Raw genomic sequence first — 15,389 nt, 5'->3', positions numbered from 1 at the left:
GACGTTCTGCCCGCCAAAACGGGTCATCCGGATCTGCGCCTCCATTTCGTGGCGCGGCGGATCAAGCGGGGCGAATTGCTCGTCGTGGCGTGTTCTACCCCCTCAAGGGCGGCCACATCTTGCGCAATTACTCAGGAGACGGTTCATCGAATGGCTCTTCGCCGGCATCAAGACGAAGGGGCAGAACCTCGAAGATACCCGCCTGACGCACGTGCGAAAGTTAAGCCTTTTGATTGCAGGCACTGCACGCGCCATCGCGTTGGTATGCCGAACCGCCGCCAGACGTATCGGCCCGAAATATCCCGCCAGGAAGAAGCGTAGCCACTGCGACAAATCTTGGTTCGGAACTGGCTTCGATGAACTTCGCCACAGTCTGCGATCAGAGCAGGGCGACCCGACCCTCGATCGAAAATTCGTTGTCCCGAGACGGCTGAGGAAGAGAGTCGCGTGGTGTGTGAACTTCGGTTTTCATGACGCGGCGCTTCGGGTTCTTACCGCACGGCTTCTGTCCCGGGCGCATTGACCCTTTGGTGCTGTATTTGACCTGGCCGTCGCGCGGATCGTAAACGCGCTTGCCGCGGGCGCGGACCCGGATCTGGGGCGCACCGCTGGGGAAGAGATCGCGGTCGTAATCGGCCTCGAAGTAGACATAGGCCACGCCGCGCAGCCGATGCGCCTCGGTCCATTCGCGGGCCGCCGCGACATAGCGGGCCTCGGCCGCCTGATCCTCGCCGCCATTGTGGACGCGGAGGCGCACGCGGCCTTTGTAATCGCTTCCGACCTGGCCCCAGTGATAGGGATCGCCGCTGCCCGCGGCTTCATCGCGGCGGTATTGCGCCTCGGTCCAGACCAGGGTCTCGCCCAGCCAGATCTCGACCGCGCCGTCGATCTCGTGGCAGGCCAGCGGCATGATCGAATGATAGCGCCGATGCGGCTTGCCCCCGGCCTCGGTGGTGGCGCGGGCGACAATCGAGCCCCCGAGCATGCGCTCGCCATAGAGGATCCGGCCCGTCGTCACCGGCTGGATCCGGTTCAGCGTGATCTCGTCGCGGGTCTTGGCCTTCGGCTTCTTCGCCATCGCCATCTGGATGCCGGTCAGCACGGCCGCGAGCGCGGCCTGGCCCATGATGGCGGTGGCGGTCAGCCCGGCCATCCAGCCGCCCGCCGCAACGCCAAGGGCGGCCACCACTGGCGGCATCGCCGCCGCAGGGGTCGCCGGGAGGATCAGCGCCAGACTGGCCAGCAGGACCAGCGCCAGCGCTGCGGTCATGCCCCGGATCAGTCGATACGCCATGCCGCCTCCGCGGTCAGGACCGGGCGGCGCACCAGGCCGTTCCGGCCCATATGCTGCGCATAGCGCCCCGTCACCACGCCCATGGCGCCCGGCATCGCGCCCTCGCAGGCGGTCATCACCCAGTCGCCGCGCCGCGCGCCCGCGACCGGCAGCCGCTCCAGATGCGCGTCGACCAGCGCCTCTATCGACTGGAAGCCCAAGGACACCAGCACCTTGGCGGCCCCGTATTCCGAGCCGTAATCGGGAAGCCCCGGGATCGGATCTTCCCAGGTCATGCTCCGGGCGACGGCCCGGCAGAAGCCCAGGCAATCGGCCGTGCCCCAGGCAAAGGGCCGGTCTTCCCAGTCCCGCACCGCGGCCGACAGGCGCCGCTCCCAGCCCGCGCGCCGCATCAGCTCCGCCCCCAGGTATCTTCGCGGTTCTGGATCGCCTGGACCAGGCCGAAGCCCTTATCGCCCGGGAAGCGCTTTTCCTGGTCCTCGGGCAGGTAATAGAAGGGGAACTTGCGCCCCAGCGCCATGCTGCGCGGCTCGAGCGCCAGCGTGGTGGTGGCGGTGTCGGGGCCGTCATCGCTCGCCATGGTGTCGGCGACCCCGTCGAAGAGCACATCGGCCGTCTCGATCTGGCCGGTCTCGTCGAACAGCGCCAGGAACACCGTCACCCGGCGGCGCTGGAACTCCTCGAGCTCGGCCAGCGCCACCACCTCCGGGTCGAGCCCGGAAAGCGTGATCGACAGCCCCGGAATGCCCTCGCCCGAGGTCGCCTGCGCCTCGCCGACCGAGAGCATCTGCCCCGCGCCCAGATAGGTCACGCCCTCCCAGTCGACGGTTCCGTGCCCGGTGAAAATCGCCAGATCGCCGGTATCGAACCGGCAACGCACCAGCAGGCCCAGCATCCGATCTCCGCTCGCGTCCATCACAGCGCCTCCATGCGTATTTATATGCGCTACGCCCTTGCGCGAACCGGCGGTTAGGCGTATTTATGTGCGCATCTTGAGTGAGGGGTGGACATGCTGGAGACCAACAGCCGCAAGATCGTCAAGCGTCTCGAGCAAGACGGCTTCGAGCTGGTGAAGGTCACCGGGTCGCACCACAAGTTTCGCAAGGGCGACAGGATCGTGACGATCCCCCACCCGAAGAAGGACCTGCCCATCGGCACGGTCCGCAACATCTACAAACAGGCCGGTTGGCTGTAACCGAAGGGAGAGCCCCATGCGTCACTACATCGGCGTCGTGCACCAGGAAGACGACAGCGCCTTCGGCATCCATTTCCCCGACGTGCCCGGCTGCTTCTCGGCGGCCGATGCCCTCGACGATCTTCTGGCCAATGCCAGCGAGGCGCTCGCGCTTCATCTCGAGGACGAGATCCTGCCCGAGGCGCGCAGCCTCGATGCCGTTCGGGCCGATAGCGACGTGGCCCGTGACCTCGAGGCCGGGGCGTTCCTTCTGGCGGTGCCGTTCTTCCGGCTGAGCGGGCGAACCGCCAAGGCGAATATCACCATGGATGCGGGGCTGCTGGCGGCCATCGACCAGACGGCGAAAGAGCGCGGGCTGACCCGCTCGGCCTTCCTGGCCGATCTGGCGCGGCGCGAGATCACCGGCTGAGCCCGGGATCACAGCGCCTCTCTGATTTGCAATATGCGTGTCCTGATCCGGGACTGGCTGCCGCTGTAGCTGGTCTCGGGCCCGGCCAGTGCCCAGGTGCCGAAGGGCGCGCGCATGGCCACCGGATCGCCCGGGGCGACGGGACGGCGCAGCCGGGGCCAGAGCGTGACACTCTGCCGGAAGGCCGGTGTGAACCGCCTCGCCGGTGGCGTTCAGCGCCAGCATCGTCGCGTAAGGCATCTGCTTGCGCTCCACATCCCGAAACCCCAGATCGTGCAGCCCTGGTGGTTCGGCGAGCCGGTCTTCAAGGCCACGGGGCTCTACCTGCGCGGCCTCGCGCCGCTGAGCGCCACCAACCGCCTGACCCCGCCCGCGCCCGGCACCGAGGCCCACAAGCGCTGGAGCGCGGTCCACCGGGCCTCGCCCGGACCCGACCGCTGGAAGATCAGATCCCGCACCTTCGACGGCCTCGCCGCCGCCGCGGCGGACCAATGGGGTGCAGAAACAGGAAAGGAGGCCGCCTGATGGCCGAGACCGCACCCGACCGGATCGAGGAGATCGAGAGCCTTGCCCGGCACAATTGCGACGAGCTGGCGGGGCTGACCGCCGCGCTCGAGGAGCTCCGCACCCGTGTTGCCAGACTGGAAGGCGCCGACGCCGCCCCGGCAGCCCCGCAGAACTGCCCCACCTGCCGGGGCAGCGGGTTCATTCGCGACTATTGGCACCCGTACGTGGGCGTCCGGTGACGGCAAAGCTCAATTCCTTCCCCAACGCGCGTCCCGAGAGTTATCTCCTTTGCCGGTTTCGGTGGCGAGGTGGGCGGATGTGCGTCCCAAGCCGCGATCACGATCCGCGCATGGGGCAGGTGGCGGAACAGGGTCTCGTTGAGCCGTTCGTCCCGCATCCGGCCGTTGAAGCTTTCGACGAACCCGTTCTGCATCGGCTTGCCCGGCGCGATGTAGGCGGTGCGGTACCCGATGGCGGAAGCTCCCGGGAGCGCCTTGCGCCCCCTCCTGCGACAGCCCGTATGTTGGCAAGACCTCCGGAGCCCGTCACGTTGCGGTGGTGGAGGATCGGAGGCGACAGAATGACTTGGATCATCGATCAGTTGATTGCGTTCCTGGCTGAGCTGCGCGGGCTGTCGTTGCTGTCCCAGGTCCTCACCCTGGCCGGCATCCCCAGCGTCATCGCATTTTTGTTCGGCATTCCGGCTTGGTTGATGACCCGCAGGGTTCGCGACGCGGTTGCCAACTTCGACGCCGTCGAGGCACAGTTGAAAACCGCGCGGCGGGAAGCGGCTAGGCTCAAGGCCGAGGTCAACGCCCTCGAGGCGCAGACACCAGAAGCCTTCCTGGCAGACCACAGGCGCGACATCGAGAACCGGGATGACGAAGGGGCCATGGCGCGTGCGGAAAAGTTCGTCAATCGGCAGAGAGAGGCATTGCTGCTAGCATTCCGCACCCGAATGGACGAGGCAATCGGGCAATCTGTCGAGGACGGGGCGCCGGCCTTCGCGACGGCACGGCTCTGGGCCCAGGCAGCGCGGGCCCTGGCGCCCGGCGACAGGATGCTGGGCATGCTGATCGACGAGCTTGCCGAAGCAGAGGCTGTCGCGGCTTCGGGCGCTGGCGTTCGGCTGAAGGGGGATGCGGATCGGCAGGACCGGGCGACGCGCATGGACCGGCTGCCGAGTGATCTGGAGGCGTTGAGGGCCGCGTTCTGGCGCGCGCGCGCCCGAGGTCACTACGCGGTTATGTTGGTCCTCGCCGAACATGGGCTGACATTGACGAGGCGGCGGCCGTTCGGCGACGGGTCGCAAGAGCATCTCGGGTTCCGTTTCTGTCGCGCTGCGGCTTGGTTGCTGGGGGGGGCGCGCGCAAGACGCCGGTGCCGAGCTAGAGGCGTTGCTGCCGCTTGAGACCCAGGTTCTGGGCGCGCGGCATCCCGATGTGCTGACGACGCGCAGCTTCATCGCTTGGTGCCGGCGGGAGACCGGGTACGCGGCGAAGGCGCTGGAAGAGTTCGAGGCGTTGCTGCCGCTTGAGACCGAGATTCTGGGCGCGCGGCATCCCAATGTGCTGGCGACGCGCAGCTCCATCGCGGCGTGCCGGCGGGACACCGGGGACGCGGCGAAGGCGCTGGAAGAGCTCGAGGCGTTGCTACCGCTTCAGACCGAGGTTCTGGGCGCGCGGCATCCCGATGTGCTGACGACGCGCAGCTACATCGCGGCGTGCCGGCGGGAGACCGGGTACGCGGCGAAGGCGCTGGAAGAGTTCGAGGCGTTGCTGCCGCTTCTGACCGAGATTCTGGGCGCGCGGCATGCCACCCGCGAATTCCTTGGACAGCATGGTGTTGCCCGCGTCGCGCGACCGGGCGGGTTTGACCCGCTCCCGCAGCTCGGGGCTTTCGTCGATCAGCGGATCGATCCGCTGGCGCGAGTTGCGCTTGGCCAGTTCCACCGTCGGCTGGACCGCCAGCATCGGCCCCGGCGCCTGGTGGATCGCGAACCCGATCCAGTTGTTGCCCGCCTCGGTCGCGCCGACCTGTGCCGCTTTCATGAACACGATCCGCTGCGTGGGATCGCCCGGCGACAGCCGGTCCATGATCTCGCGCATGTAGGGTGTGCGCACCGTCCGGTACCGCCCGGGCTCGGCCGAGGCGCGACCCGAGAGCATCCGGTGCCGGTCCGCCCATTCCGAGACGGTCAGGTCCGGGTCGGGCCGAAGCCCGTTGCCCCAGGCCTGGAGCAGCGCCTCCGCCCCGTCGAAGTCATCTTGATTCCGCTGCACATCTCGGCTCCTATTCCCTCTGAAGTTAAAGGCGATGAGGGGCACTCGGATGGAGAAGGTCAGGGGAGAAATTACATCAATCGATGGCTACGCTCACAACTCAGAGATTTACCTGACGCTTCGGCTTCCAGGCGGCCACATCATTAACATCCACTACAGCTATGACTGCGAGGAAATAGCGGAAGGACTACACGAAACCCTCTCCATAGGCGATTTGATTTCATGCGCTGTGGAAGAGGACTTGGATCTTGAGCAACGGCAATCTTACACCGGTTGTGGCGTCATTAGGCAACACGATCCTACAGATGTACTCGACGACGTTTTTGAGGATTTTCTGGGCAGTGCGACTGATCAGCCTTTCAAGAAAGACGAGATAGCCCTCATCTCGATATTCTGCGCCGAGGCTGCGGAGGCCGTTAAGCGCGAGTTCAAGACCAATCCCGAGCAAAACAGAGTTATTGACGCGGAATTCTCTGAGTTGGCCTCTGCGGCACGGTCGGAAACCAAACAGTCTTGGAAGAAGAGATTCCTAGCCGCGATCATCAACATAGGCTCTGCGATCGCCATTGATCAAGCAATAGGCACGTCATTCATAGTAACATTTGCAGCTATCCTTAAAGAGGTCATTAGAGGAATTACAAAAAGGTACTTTCTCGATGAAAAAGGGGGGCGAAAGGGCATCCAATAGCTGCCGCATACAAGCGGCATTTTACAGTGCGATTCGGACCTCGGCGAGTTCGTCGAGGTGGGCGCGTACATGTCTCTCCAGCACCTTCTGCATCGCGGCTGGCTCCACGGCGATCTGCTGGCCCGTCGCGTCGCTGCACGAGGCCGAGAGCTCGGCCGCCATCAGCGCGGCGGCGCGTGCAGGCCAGTTCACCCATGCGTCCCGTTCCTCCCGCGCCAGCCGGAACACCAGCGCCAGCGCGCGCGCCCGCTCGATCAACTCCCCCTTCAGCTTCTGCAGACGGATGCGCCGCTCCTGCGCCTTCAGCACCTCGTTCGCGGTCTTGGCCTGCAGGAAGGTCGTGCCGCCGCCGACTGCCGGGACCGCAAGCCCCTGTTCGCGCAGGGTGTCGCCGACAGCGGCGACCGCCGCCTCGGGGACGGGCTTCAGCCCCGCAGAACTGCCCCACCTGCCGGGGCACCGGGTTCATTCGCGACTATTGGCACCCGTATTGGGACAACGGCTACACGGAGACCGACTGTACGGCCTGCGGGGGGACGGGGAAGCTGACGGCCGGAGGCGCGGCCGATGGTTGAGCGCCTGCTGTCGATCCCGGAAGCGGCGCGCGCACTCGGGGTTCCGAAAGAGAGCCTGCGGCGGGCGGCCGACACCCATGGAAAGACCATCCGCATGGGGCGGGCGGTCAGACTGCACCCCGGCGATCTGGAGGAATTGATCGAACTATGCCGCGTCGTCCCGAAGGTGCCCGTCTGTATTGGAGAGAGAAGTCAGGACAGAAACCTTATTGGGAGATCCGCGATGCCGGAGGGATCCGTCTCTCGACCGGCACGAGATGCCGCGAAGAGGCTGAAGCTCAGCTCGCGGCCTATATCGAGCGCAAGAGCCGTCCGACCGGTCCCGTAAACCCGGACGAACTGAGCATTTCCCTCTGTCTCTCCATCTACGCCGAAGAGCACGCGGCCTTCGTCGCCGCGCCCGAACGTATCGGCTACGCCATCGAGGCGCTGGATGAATTCTGGCGCGATCTGCCCGTGTCTTCGGTCACCGGCGCGATGTGCCGCCGGTATGCGGCAACCCGCCAGCGCAGGTTCCGCGATGGACGCACCGCTCCCGTCAGTCCCGGCACGATCCGCCGCGAGCTGAACGTCCTGCAGGCGGCCATCAATCACTGCCATGGCGAAGGCTATCTGATCACCGCGCCCAAGGTCACGTTGCCGCCCCGGCCTGATCCGGTCGAGAGGTTCCTGACCCGCCAGGAGGCCGCCTGGCTGATCCGCGCCGCGCGCAATCTCCGCAGAGACGGACGCCATCTTGCCGATTTCATCCTGCACGGCCTCTATACGGGCAGTCGGAAGGACACGATCCTCGGCATGCATATCGACACGCCCAGCGTTTCCGGCGGCCATGTCGACACCGTCCGCGGCATCCTCTACCGCAAGCCGATGGGCAAGGCCGAGACGAAGAAGCGGCAGCGTCCCGCCCGGCTGCCGCCGCGCTATCTCGCGCATCTCCGGCGCCAGGCCGCGAACGGGCGACGATTCGTGGTCCAGGACTGCGACGGATACAGGGTCGGCGACATCCGGAAGGGCTGGGCACGGGCGGTGCGGCTGGCCGAGGAGCTGGCGGCCGGGCAGGGGGTCGAGATCGATCTCACCATGCCCGACGGCAAGGGCGGCCGGAAATACATCACGCCGCATGTCCTGAAGCACACGGCGATCACCTGGGCGGTGCAGCGCGGCGCGTTTCTTCCTGACGTTGCCTCATACTTTTCGACATCTCTGGAAACCATCGAGCGCGTCTACTGGCATCACAGCCCCGACCACCAGAGGAGTGCCGTCGAGGCGATGGACCGCAGGAAATGAGGCCCGAAACCCCCTGTCTGGGACTGGAGCGGGACTTCTCGAAACGGACAGCGCCGCGAAACTTCTGTAAGTATCTGATTTATTTGGCGCACCCGAAAGGATTCGAACCTTTGGCCTCTGCCTTCGGAGGGCAGGGGGAGCGCGAATATTCGTGTTAAATTCCTCAAATGTTCTTTATTTGTATCCATTTCGCGCCGTGTCATTTGACGCAAACCGCACCGAAACCGCACCGGAGCTTTCAAAAGTAGGCGTAGGAAGAGGTTCGGCGCGATGATTGGGCGGAACGATGGACAAGTATGCACGAATAGAGCCGCAAAGGTCCGGAGAGCGGACGGAGCTGCCGCTTATCGCTTGCTTTTCAGGAGTGCCTTCAGACCTGTCGGATAGAGTTGAGGCTGGCCAGGACCGTCCAGCTCTTCTAGAGCAAACCATTCGGCGAAACACTCCACACCGCTATCCTCTCGAAACGCGATACGGGTCTGTCCGGCGAAAGCCTCACGCGGAAACGTCACGTCGAAAATTGCCAGAATCTCGTGCCCGAGGCTCCCCTCGTGAACGTAGATGTTTTCAATGAAAGTCGGGCTGCCAACGATTTTCACCGTTATCCGGGAGGAGCGGACGCTGGCGCTTAATTGGCCAGTGTCCGCTTCGTGTGCCTTAGAGTTTGTTGATCGAGTTTCCTCCATCGGCGATCATTGCGGTTCCGGTCACGAATGACGCATGATCGGAAAGGAGGAAGAGAGCCGCCTGCGCGATCTCGGATGGATCAGCCATGCGCTTCAGCGCGTGGAAACCCCGCACGACCTCATGAACAGCGGCATCCTCTCCAGCCATCGGTGTCATGGTGCCTCCAGGCAGGAGCGCGTTGACGCGGATGTTCTCGGGCCCATGTTCCGCCGCCAAAACCTGGGTCATGCCGATCAGGCCCGCCTTTGCCGCGGCATAGGCGCCCATGCCAGGCAGCCCGATCATGTGGCCGACGAAGGAGGAAGTGAAGACAATCGAGCCGCCGCCGCGTTTGCGCATTGCCGGTATCTGATACTTTGCCGCATAGAATCCGCTGTTGAGATTCACCGCCATCACTTTGTGCCAGTTGCTCTCATCCATGTCGGGGATCGGTCCCATGTCTCCTGTTGTGCCTGCATTGTTGAACGCACCATCAAGACCGCCGAAGCGCTCTTCGGCGCGTTTCACCAACTCTTCTGCATAACCGCTCTCTTCAACGTCCCCGGCGATGAAATCCGCTTCGCCACCGTCAGCCGAAATCTCGTTGACGGTTCTCTCAAGCAGGTCAGCACGGCGCGCACCGAGGACAAGTCTTGCGCCCTCCGCCGCGAAAATCTTTGCCGCCGCAGCTCCGATGCCGCTGCTTGCGCCGGTAATGATGATTGTCTTGCCTTCTAGAAGCATTTCCGTCTCCGTCTGATGAAGTGTCGGGAACTGCTTAGGCAAAGCCTTGCCGCTCAATCGACCCGCTTCTTGCGCAAACACCCTCGTTTGAGGGGCGAAGCCAGCCTTCGCCTATGGCGCTGCATTCGGGAGGCTGGGCTCGGAGCGGACCTGCGGTGGCGCAGCATGGCGCCGGAGCGCCTCGGGCCGCCCGCGGATCACGATAGCGGCCGTTCATCCCCGTTGCAGCATGCACTCTGGCCGCCAAGGTCAGGAGGGCGGACGAAGCGGGCATGCGGGCGCTCAACACGCTGCTCCTGGTGTCACAAATCTCGATCCTGTCTCGTCTTGTGAGTATAGACAGAGAACGGAGACAGCGATGACCCCTCGTATGAATTACTACAAGGCCGCGCCGGATGCGATGAAGGCGATGATGGCGGCCGAGGAGACGATAAAGGACCTATCCCTGCCTGAAGCCCTGCGTGAGCTGGTCAAGATGCGCGTGTCGCAGATCAACGGCTGCGCTTTCTGCCTTGACCTGCATGCCCCCGCCGCGCGGCAGGCCGGTCTGTCGCAGCAGAAGCTGGATGTCCTTGCGGCTTGGCGAGAAAGCCCGGTCTTCGACGATCGCGAGCGTGCCGCGCTGGCATGGGCCGAGGCCTTGACGCGCATCGAACAGACCGGCGCACCGGATACCGACTACAGGCTTCTGGCCGCATCCTTCGATGAGCGTGAACGGGTCGAACTGACCTTCGTGATCACCATGATCAACGCATGGAACTGCTTTGCCGTCGGCTTTCGCCAAGTCCACACGCTGCGCGAGGCTCGAGATGCGGCAGGCTGACCCGCATAGTCAGATCTTCGAGGGCGAGCGCCGGCGTCTGGCGGGGCTCGCCTACCGCATGACCGGATCGGTGGCCGAGACGGATGATATCCTCCAGGACGCCGCGTTGAAATTCCGTGACGCCGATTTGTCCGGCATCGACCGTCCGGCCCGGTGGCTTTCGACGGTCGTGATGCGACTGTGCCTCGACCATCTGCGCTCGGCACGGGTGCGCAGGGAAACCTATGTCGGGGCATGGCTGCCCGATCCGTTGATCGCCGATCATGCCCCCGGCGCGGAAGAGGAGTGGATCCTGACCGAGGATGTCGGCATCGCGCTGATCCTGACCCTCGACAGCCTGACACCCGAGATGCGGGCGGCGTTCATTCTCCGCGATGCATTCGACTACAGTTTCGAGGAAATAGGCCTGCTCGTTGACAAGACCCCCACGGCGTGTCGGCAACTCGTCTCCCGGGCGCGGCGCAGGCTGGCTGGGGCCGAACCTGCCGATCCACCGTCGAGCGAAACGGATCATCCGCTCGTCACCGCCTTCTGGGAGGCAAGCCGGCAGGGCGATATGGATCGTCTGCTTGCCCTGTTTGCCGAGGATATCGAGGTTCACACCGATGGTGGCGGCAGAGTGAAAGCGGCCATCAACGTGCTGAACGGGTCTCGCAACGCTGCCCGCCTGTTCGCCGGCCTTGCCAGAAAGCGGACACTTCCGGTCGGGCCCTGTCCTCCGCTTCGGTGGATCAACGGCTCGCCCGGTTTTGTGTCCATTGAAGGGGGCGTCCTGCAGACCACCGCCCTCTCGATCCGGCGCGGCCGGATAGAAGCGATCTGGATCATGAGGAATCCCGACAAGCTCAAACATCTGCGCTTGCAGATGTCGGCGCGGAGGTTCCGACGAACCGGCGTTGACGCGTTGGCCGATGCATTCCCAACCACAGACGTTATATGAGCCGACTTGCGACAGAATCCTATTGGTGTGGAATGTGGTCGTGAAGCTCGAAGCCGACCTGCGGCAACCCGACGCGACGCACGAGCGCCTCGGGCCGCCCGCTCGGGCGCTCGCTGCCGATAGCCGCCGTTCGACACCTCAAGCCCGCGCCGCCTGCGGATCACGGAAGCGGCCGTTCATCGCGGTTGCAGCATGCCCTGTAGCCGCCAAGGTCCGGAGAGCGGACGTTGCTGCCCTTAGTCAGGCGAGACTGGACAGATCGAGTATCGGTTTCTGGCCATCCGGTTTTTCGGCCTCCGCAAAGGCCTGCCGCCACTCCCGGGCTGGGAAAACCCTTGGGGGTGAAGGCGGGGCCTCTGCGAGCAACGTCCAAATTTCGGCAAATGCAGCCTGCATGCCCCGTCCCGCCAAAACCGGGAAGTGATCCCGCATGTGAAACCGGTGATAGGTCGCCCTGATCCCGGCCCCGATATTGACCGGCTTGCCCGTCAGAAGGCCGTAGGCAACAAAATCCGTTTCTGCGCGCATCCGTTCCAGAATACATCTTGCGATGTCGCCGCCGAGAGCGTCGAATGCGACGTCGGCTTGGGCAGAGGCGGTCAAAATGGCGCTAATATTGGCTGTCGAGATCGGTTCGATGCCCACCCGGTGCAACCGGTCTTTTCGGTTCTCCGAACGATAGATCCCCATGACGAGCTTGGCTCCCTGGCTTATCGCCCAGCGTCCCAAGTGTTCGGAACAGCTCGATCCCGCGCCACTGAGGAGCACCACCTTGCCACGGACAGGCCAGAGCCGAAGCATCGTGGCAGCGGCCATCGGATTGATATACGCCCGCGCCGCAACGAGGTCGGAAACCGCGTCGGGCACCTCCACGGCATGATGGGCGGGACAATCCACCAGGGTCTGCCAGGTGCCTTCACCGCGCAGGGGCAGAACACGACGACCAACCATGTGAGAGAGGCCGTCCGGAGCTTCGACCACGCGCCCGACACCTTCGTATCCCGCGACGGCCGGCAGCGAAATCCGATGGGCATAGGCCCCCGTGATTGGTATGAGATCGGAGGGGTTGACCGGCACATGTGAGACTGCCACGCGAAATGAGCTTGGAGGGCGTGGCGGCAGTTCGCGATTGAGCATTTCAAGCGTCGACCGAGGTGCCCCGAAAGCTCTGTAGATGAATGAGGTCCGCATGGGGTGCGGGGGATTTTTCCAAGGCATGTCTTGCCTTAGCCCATAACATGACTGTCGGCAAAGGGCTCGGAGCGGACCTGCGGCGGCGCAGCATGGAGCTGGAGCCCCTCGGGCCGCTCGCTCGGGCGCTCGCTGCCGATAGCAGACGTTCGAGCCGGGCACGACGGATGAGCGCAGGCAGCCCTAACCGGACGTGCGTCCTCCATCCGACGAAGTTCCGCTCTACGTCCTTTCATTGACCATCGCGACCCAAGCCTTGAGCCGCCATGCATCATGACTGGGCAAATTCTACCGTTTCAGTCCGGGACATGAACCGTGGTATCTGGCCTGCGCTCTAATTTGTGCCGAAACGGTGTGGATATCCTCCTTCAGGAACGCGCAAAGCCACGGCTTTTTGCCGTACTTTGCCGTCGGGATAACGTCAGCAAACTGTGAGGGCCGCTCACATCTCTGCAAGATCGATCATCGCGAGAAGCTTGAGAGTGTTGCCGAAGTAGTCTCCGTCCTCGATAGGAATGGCGGCCATGGCGGCCCAAAGAGCGTCCATCCAGACCTGATCTGAGTCCGGATCGCCGCTGCCAGCAATCGCCCCGGCGGCGAACATGGAAATCCAGCCGGGTTCTCCTGTCCACCGGCCATCCTGCGGGATGCTGCCGTCGAGCCGGTAGGTAGAGGCGATCCGGGACGGGTCCCCGCCGGTTTCGGTGCGGATCCATGCATTGATCCGCCGTAGGCGATTGGCCGCGCGAGGATCGCCGCTGACCCGGTAATCGGCCGCCAAACGATAGGGGTAGCGCAGGGCATTCCACGAATAGAACCCGTCGTAGTCCCCTTCCAGGAACTCCGCCGGGGCCGGCCGCGGATCGTCGGGCATCCCGACCATGAAATCAGGCACGAGACCGGTGCTTTGCGCGTAGGTCTCGGAAATCCGGCCCCAGACGTCATAGCCGGTGCTCCGGATCTCGGTCCACCGGGACGCATCGGGACCGGGCGCGTGGGTAAAGACTGAAAAGTTGTAGGGCATAAAATCCGAGGATCGGGAAGCCGCGTCATAGACCTCATAGCGCGCCCAGTCTCCCAGTTTGACGAGATCGTGACGGCTGATTTCACGGGCCAGAATGGCCTCACGGACCTTTGCGGCATCCTCGGCGTAGCCGCCCCATGTTTCCTGCGCCAATTGCAGCGCCAGTGCGATGTCGATGTCGCCGTCGCTGGCCGTAGTCCCGCCTTCGGGCGCGTCCTTGCAATCGCGGGTCTGGTTCCACGCCATCAGGCCAGGCCCGCTTTCGGCGGGGTGAAGCCGGAAATAGGCAAGCATCCCGTCAAAAAGAGGTTTTGCCTGGCTGTCCCGCCCCGCCATTCTGACAAGGGCGAGCATACCGTAGCCATGGGCCTCCGACACGGTGAGCGTATTGGGCACGCTATCGCCATAGGTCGGCTTCCCGTCGCCTGCTATATCGACATAGGCGCCGCCACAGCCCTCACTCAGATATACGCTCTTCCAGTCCTGCCAGAAACGATCCAGTGCGGCCCTGCGGCGGTCTTTGTCCACCGAAGGATAGATGACCGATGCATCTCCCGGCAAGACGGTCAAGGGTGGGCTAGCGGCGACGTCGTCGCCCCACACGATCAATGCCGGACATGCGATGATTGAGTATCCCAATCTCGACCAGATGCGTGTCACTTGGCGTTTCCTTTTGTAGCCTGCCTGCATGATAGTCTGAAAGATCGCCTATACTGCGGCGAAGTTCATTTCGCGCCCTCCGCTGCTCAGCGCCGCGAACGGCAGGGAGCGCCTAGGCGGTGTCACTCAGGCGCACCGCAGCAATGCCGCGTTGCCGCAGGACGCCCGAACGACTGGCGCCGCCCTCTCGGGCGCTTGCTGCCGATAGCCGCCGTCCGGTCCCCCCAAGCCCGATCCGGCAGCGGATCACGGAAGCGGCCGTTCATCCCCGCTGCGGCATGCCCTGGAGCTGCGAAGGTCCGGAGAGCGGGACGAAGTGGCCGTTCGCCTAGCTTACAACCTTCAACCATTTCCTGATGCGCACGCGCGCATTCGCGTAGGGCGACGAGGTATTGAACTGGACCATCCGCCCCTTCGTCCACTTGCCATACCAAGGGTGGCCATAAAGCTCGTCGTTCGTCCGGGATGAAATCGTTTCGACCAGCCTGAGATTGGTTGCCGCAAGGCCGGTCAGGAGCTCATGCCAGTCGAGATGCTGGTAATCCGCATAGAATTTCTGGGCCAGTGAGCCGAGTTGATTCCACTTGAAACCGGTTTCGGGAAGCTCCAAGGCCTCGCCACGATCATCCCGATCCAACCATTTCAAAACGAGTTCATTCCAGCCAAGCAGATAGGCCACCAGATCGGCGGGGCTCATCATCGTTCCAGCGGCATGGCCCTCCATGGAGGCCGTGCGTGCAAGCTCCGGTGGCACGCGCTCTAGGTCGTATATCAGGTTGCCGAATGTCGTTGAAATCGCATCCAGAAGTTCGGCTTTCGATACCGGCACGCCCATACTGTTCCCTTACGCATTTTGATCCGAAGTTAGGCCCGACGCGCATCATTGCCAATGATAGATACGGGCTCGGAGCGGACCTGCGGCGGCGCAGCATGGAGCTGGAGCCCCTCGGGCCGCCCGCTCGGACGCTTGCTGCCGATAGCTGACGCTGGGCAAGAGCTACCATCGGCCATTGGCCAACCGCAGAAGCGGACATCCGCTTGGCTGATCTAACCGACCTCGCGAGAGGGACAGGCTGCCTAAAGCGATCACGTACGCGAACTGCA

The 15,389-nt window shown here is 64.0% G+C and carries 17 protein-coding genes and 4 pseudogenes; 10 read left to right on the top strand and 11 right to left on the bottom strand.

The genetic code is table 11. The features are described from left to right. Nucleotides 1-379: 379 nt before the first annotated feature. Genes A6W98_RS14655 through A6W98_RS14645 form a run of 3 tightly spaced genes read right to left on the bottom strand, consistent with a single transcriptional unit; the run spans nucleotide 380 to nucleotide 2,210 of the window. Nucleotides 380-1,294 (bottom strand): hypothetical protein, encoded by a 915-nt coding sequence (locus A6W98_RS14655; protein WP_155734824.1) that lies wholly within the window; start codon nucleotides 1,292-1,294, stop codon nucleotides 380-382. Then, the gene (locus tag A6W98_RS14650; RefSeq protein ID WP_042462612.1) at nucleotides 1,279-1,686 is read right to left on the bottom strand and encodes a DUF6950 family protein; all 408 of its coding nucleotides are present in this window, start codon (nucleotides 1,684-1,686) and stop codon (nucleotides 1,279-1,281) included. The genes A6W98_RS14655 and A6W98_RS14650 overlap by 16 nt, the downstream gene beginning before the upstream one ends. Then, nucleotides 1,686-2,210, bottom strand: coding sequence for a hypothetical protein (locus A6W98_RS14645; protein ID WP_063491320.1), 525 nt, complete (start codon nucleotides 2,208-2,210; stop codon nucleotides 1,686-1,688). Before A6W98_RS14645 ends, A6W98_RS14650 begins: the two co-directional genes overlap by 1 nt. Before the next feature lie 93 nt (nucleotides 2,211-2,303). Between A6W98_RS14645 and A6W98_RS14640 the strand changes: the two genes are divergently transcribed. The 4 genes and pseudogenes from A6W98_RS14640 (at nucleotide 2,304) to A6W98_RS14625 (ending at nucleotide 3,644) form a co-directional block, all read left to right on the top strand. Further along, the gene (locus A6W98_RS14640; protein ID WP_211138697.1) at nucleotides 2,304-2,489 is read left to right on the top strand and encodes a type II toxin-antitoxin system HicA family toxin; all 186 of its coding nucleotides are present in this window, start codon (nucleotides 2,304-2,306) and stop codon (nucleotides 2,487-2,489) included. Between the two features lie 16 nt (nucleotides 2,490-2,505). Next, on the top strand, nucleotides 2,506-2,898 hold the full coding sequence (locus tag A6W98_RS14635; protein ID WP_042461682.1) for a type II toxin-antitoxin system HicB family antitoxin: 393 nt from the start codon (nucleotides 2,506-2,508) through the stop codon (nucleotides 2,896-2,898). Between the two features lie 174 nt (nucleotides 2,899-3,072). Beyond that, nucleotides 3,073-3,423: pseudogene (locus A6W98_RS14630) on the top strand (hypothetical protein); the annotation flags it as partial. Then, nucleotides 3,423-3,644: a zinc finger-like domain-containing protein gene (locus A6W98_RS14625; RefSeq protein WP_042462606.1), complete on the top strand. Its 222-nt coding sequence runs from the start codon at nucleotides 3,423-3,425 to the stop codon at nucleotides 3,642-3,644. The pseudogene A6W98_RS14630 and the gene A6W98_RS14625, both read left to right, overlap by 1 nt. 86 nt (nucleotides 3,645-3,730) lie before the next feature. On the opposite strand, the pseudogene A6W98_RS21205 reads toward A6W98_RS14625, so the two are convergent. After that, a pseudogene (locus A6W98_RS21205) lies at nucleotides 3,731-3,859 on the bottom strand (integrase core domain-containing protein); the annotation flags it as partial. Nucleotides 3,860-3,985: 126 nt separating this feature from the next. Here A6W98_RS21205 and A6W98_RS21525 point away from each other — a divergent pair. Both A6W98_RS21525 and A6W98_RS22375 read left to right on the top strand, forming a co-directional pair. Next, nucleotides 3,986-4,816 carry a hypothetical protein gene (locus tag A6W98_RS21525; RefSeq protein WP_042462605.1) on the top strand — a complete coding sequence of 277 codons (831 nt, stop codon included), beginning with the start codon at nucleotides 3,986-3,988 and terminating at the stop codon, nucleotides 4,814-4,816. A 31-nt stretch (nucleotides 4,817-4,847) separates the two neighbouring features. Next, nucleotides 4,848-5,135, top strand: a pseudogene (locus tag A6W98_RS22375) (hypothetical protein); the annotation flags it as partial. Nucleotides 5,136-5,216: 81 nt separating this feature from the next. Here the strand turns inward: A6W98_RS22375 and A6W98_RS14615 are convergent. Next, a pseudogene (locus A6W98_RS14615) lies at nucleotides 5,217-5,723 on the bottom strand (phage terminase large subunit family protein); the annotation flags it as partial. A 13-nt stretch (nucleotides 5,724-5,736) separates the two neighbouring features. Between A6W98_RS14615 and A6W98_RS14610 the strand changes: the two are divergent. Further along, entirely contained in the window at nucleotides 5,737-6,375 is a 639-nt protein-coding gene (locus A6W98_RS14610; RefSeq protein WP_063491318.1) for a hypothetical protein, read from the top strand. 21 nt (nucleotides 6,376-6,396) lie between these two features. Here A6W98_RS14610 and A6W98_RS14605 read toward each other — a convergent pair whose 3' ends face one another. Beyond that, the gene (locus tag A6W98_RS14605) at nucleotides 6,397-6,684 is read right to left on the bottom strand and encodes a hypothetical protein (protein ID WP_081251948.1); all 288 of its coding nucleotides are present in this window, start codon (nucleotides 6,682-6,684) and stop codon (nucleotides 6,397-6,399) included. A 413-nt stretch (nucleotides 6,685-7,097) separates the two neighbouring features. Between A6W98_RS14605 and A6W98_RS14600 the strand changes: the two genes are divergently transcribed. Continuing rightward, nucleotides 7,098-8,237, top strand: coding sequence for a tyrosine-type recombinase/integrase (locus tag A6W98_RS14600; RefSeq protein WP_063490936.1), 1,140 nt, complete (start codon nucleotides 7,098-7,100; stop codon nucleotides 8,235-8,237). Between the two features lie 344 nt (nucleotides 8,238-8,581). Here A6W98_RS14600 and A6W98_RS14595 read toward each other — a convergent pair whose 3' ends face one another. Together A6W98_RS14595 and A6W98_RS14590 are read right to left on the bottom strand one after the other, a co-directional pair. Beyond that, complete coding sequence (locus A6W98_RS14595) at nucleotides 8,582-8,836, bottom strand: NUDIX hydrolase (protein ID WP_052678075.1); 255 nt, start codon at nucleotides 8,834-8,836, stop codon at nucleotides 8,582-8,584. Nucleotides 8,837-8,894: 58 nt separating this feature from the next. Further along, the gene (locus A6W98_RS14590) at nucleotides 8,895-9,647 is read right to left on the bottom strand and encodes an SDR family oxidoreductase (protein ID WP_042462597.1); all 753 of its coding nucleotides are present in this window, start codon (nucleotides 9,645-9,647) and stop codon (nucleotides 8,895-8,897) included. A gap of 370 nt (nucleotides 9,648-10,017) precedes the next feature. Here A6W98_RS14590 and A6W98_RS14585 point away from each other — a divergent pair, with 370 nt between their 5' ends. Beyond that, nucleotides 10,018-10,470 carry a carboxymuconolactone decarboxylase family protein gene (locus tag A6W98_RS14585; RefSeq protein WP_231098271.1) on the top strand — a complete coding sequence of 151 codons (453 nt, stop codon included), beginning with the start codon at nucleotides 10,018-10,020 and terminating at the stop codon, nucleotides 10,468-10,470. Continuing rightward, the gene (gene sigJ / locus A6W98_RS14580; protein WP_052678018.1) at nucleotides 10,457-11,410 is read left to right on the top strand and encodes an RNA polymerase sigma factor SigJ; all 954 of its coding nucleotides are present in this window, start codon (nucleotides 10,457-10,459) and stop codon (nucleotides 11,408-11,410) included. Before A6W98_RS14585 ends, sigJ begins: the two co-directional genes overlap by 14 nt. Before the next feature lie 240 nt (nucleotides 11,411-11,650). On the opposite strand, the gene A6W98_RS14575 is transcribed toward sigJ, so the two are convergent. The 3 genes from A6W98_RS14575 to A6W98_RS14565 form a co-directional block, all read right to left on the bottom strand. Further along, a complete protein-coding gene (locus A6W98_RS14575) occupies nucleotides 11,651-12,547 on the bottom strand; it encodes an alcohol dehydrogenase catalytic domain-containing protein (protein WP_042465190.1) in 897 nt (298 codons plus the stop codon). A gap of 496 nt (nucleotides 12,548-13,043) precedes the next feature. Beyond that, on the bottom strand, nucleotides 13,044-14,285 hold the full coding sequence (locus tag A6W98_RS14570; RefSeq protein ID WP_231098287.1) for a glycosyl hydrolase family 8: 1,242 nt from the start codon (nucleotides 14,283-14,285) through the stop codon (nucleotides 13,044-13,046). Between the two features lie 328 nt (nucleotides 14,286-14,613). Then, nucleotides 14,614-15,120 (bottom strand): ClbS/DfsB family four-helix bundle protein, encoded by a 507-nt coding sequence (locus A6W98_RS14565; protein WP_042458029.1) that lies wholly within the window; start codon nucleotides 15,118-15,120, stop codon nucleotides 14,614-14,616. Nucleotides 15,121-15,389: the final 269 nt, after the last annotated feature.

This window comes from Rhodovulum sulfidophilum DSM 1374 (assembly GCF_001633165.1).
GTDB lineage: Bacteria > Pseudomonadota > Alphaproteobacteria > Rhodobacterales > Rhodobacteraceae > Rhodovulum > Rhodovulum sulfidophilum.
Note: the sequence above shows the minus strand (reverse complement) of the source record. Positions and strands in the feature narration are given on the sequence as shown.

Coding starts and splice junctions, on each gene's coding strand:
- A6W98_RS14655 (WP_155734824.1), bottom strand. CDS start 1,294: ATGGCGTATCGACTGATCCGGGGCATGACCGCAGCGCTGGCGCTGGTC.
- A6W98_RS14600 (WP_063490936.1), top strand. CDS start 7,098: ATGCCGCGTCGTCCCGAAGGTGCCCGTCTGTATTGGAGAGAGAAGTCA.
- A6W98_RS14650 (WP_042462612.1), bottom strand. CDS start 1,686: ATGCGGCGCGCGGGCTGGGAGCGGCGCCTGTCGGCCGCGGTGCGGGAC.
- A6W98_RS21525 (WP_042462605.1), top strand. CDS start 3,986: ATGACTTGGATCATCGATCAGTTGATTGCGTTCCTGGCTGAGCTGCGC.
- A6W98_RS14575 (WP_042465190.1), bottom strand. CDS start 12,547: ATGCTCAATCGCGAACTGCCGCCACGCCCTCCAAGCTCATTTCGCGTG.
- A6W98_RS14625 (WP_042462606.1), top strand. CDS start 3,423: ATGGCCGAGACCGCACCCGACCGGATCGAGGAGATCGAGAGCCTTGCC.
- A6W98_RS14565 (WP_042458029.1), bottom strand. CDS start 15,120: ATGGGCGTGCCGGTATCGAAAGCCGAACTTCTGGATGCGATTTCAACG.
- A6W98_RS14640 (WP_211138697.1), top strand. CDS start 2,304: ATGCTGGAGACCAACAGCCGCAAGATCGTCAAGCGTCTCGAGCAAGAC.
- A6W98_RS14635 (WP_042461682.1), top strand. CDS start 2,506: ATGCGTCACTACATCGGCGTCGTGCACCAGGAAGACGACAGCGCCTTC.
- A6W98_RS14610 (WP_063491318.1), top strand. CDS start 5,737: ATGGAGAAGGTCAGGGGAGAAATTACATCAATCGATGGCTACGCTCAC.
- A6W98_RS14585 (WP_231098271.1), top strand. CDS start 10,018: ATGAATTACTACAAGGCCGCGCCGGATGCGATGAAGGCGATGATGGCG.
- sigJ (WP_052678018.1), top strand. CDS start 10,457: ATGCGGCAGGCTGACCCGCATAGTCAGATCTTCGAGGGCGAGCGCCGG.
- A6W98_RS14645 (WP_063491320.1), bottom strand. CDS start 2,210: ATGGACGCGAGCGGAGATCGGATGCTGGGCCTGCTGGTGCGTTGCCGG.
- A6W98_RS14590 (WP_042462597.1), bottom strand. CDS start 9,647: ATGCTTCTAGAAGGCAAGACAATCATCATTACCGGCGCAAGCAGCGGC.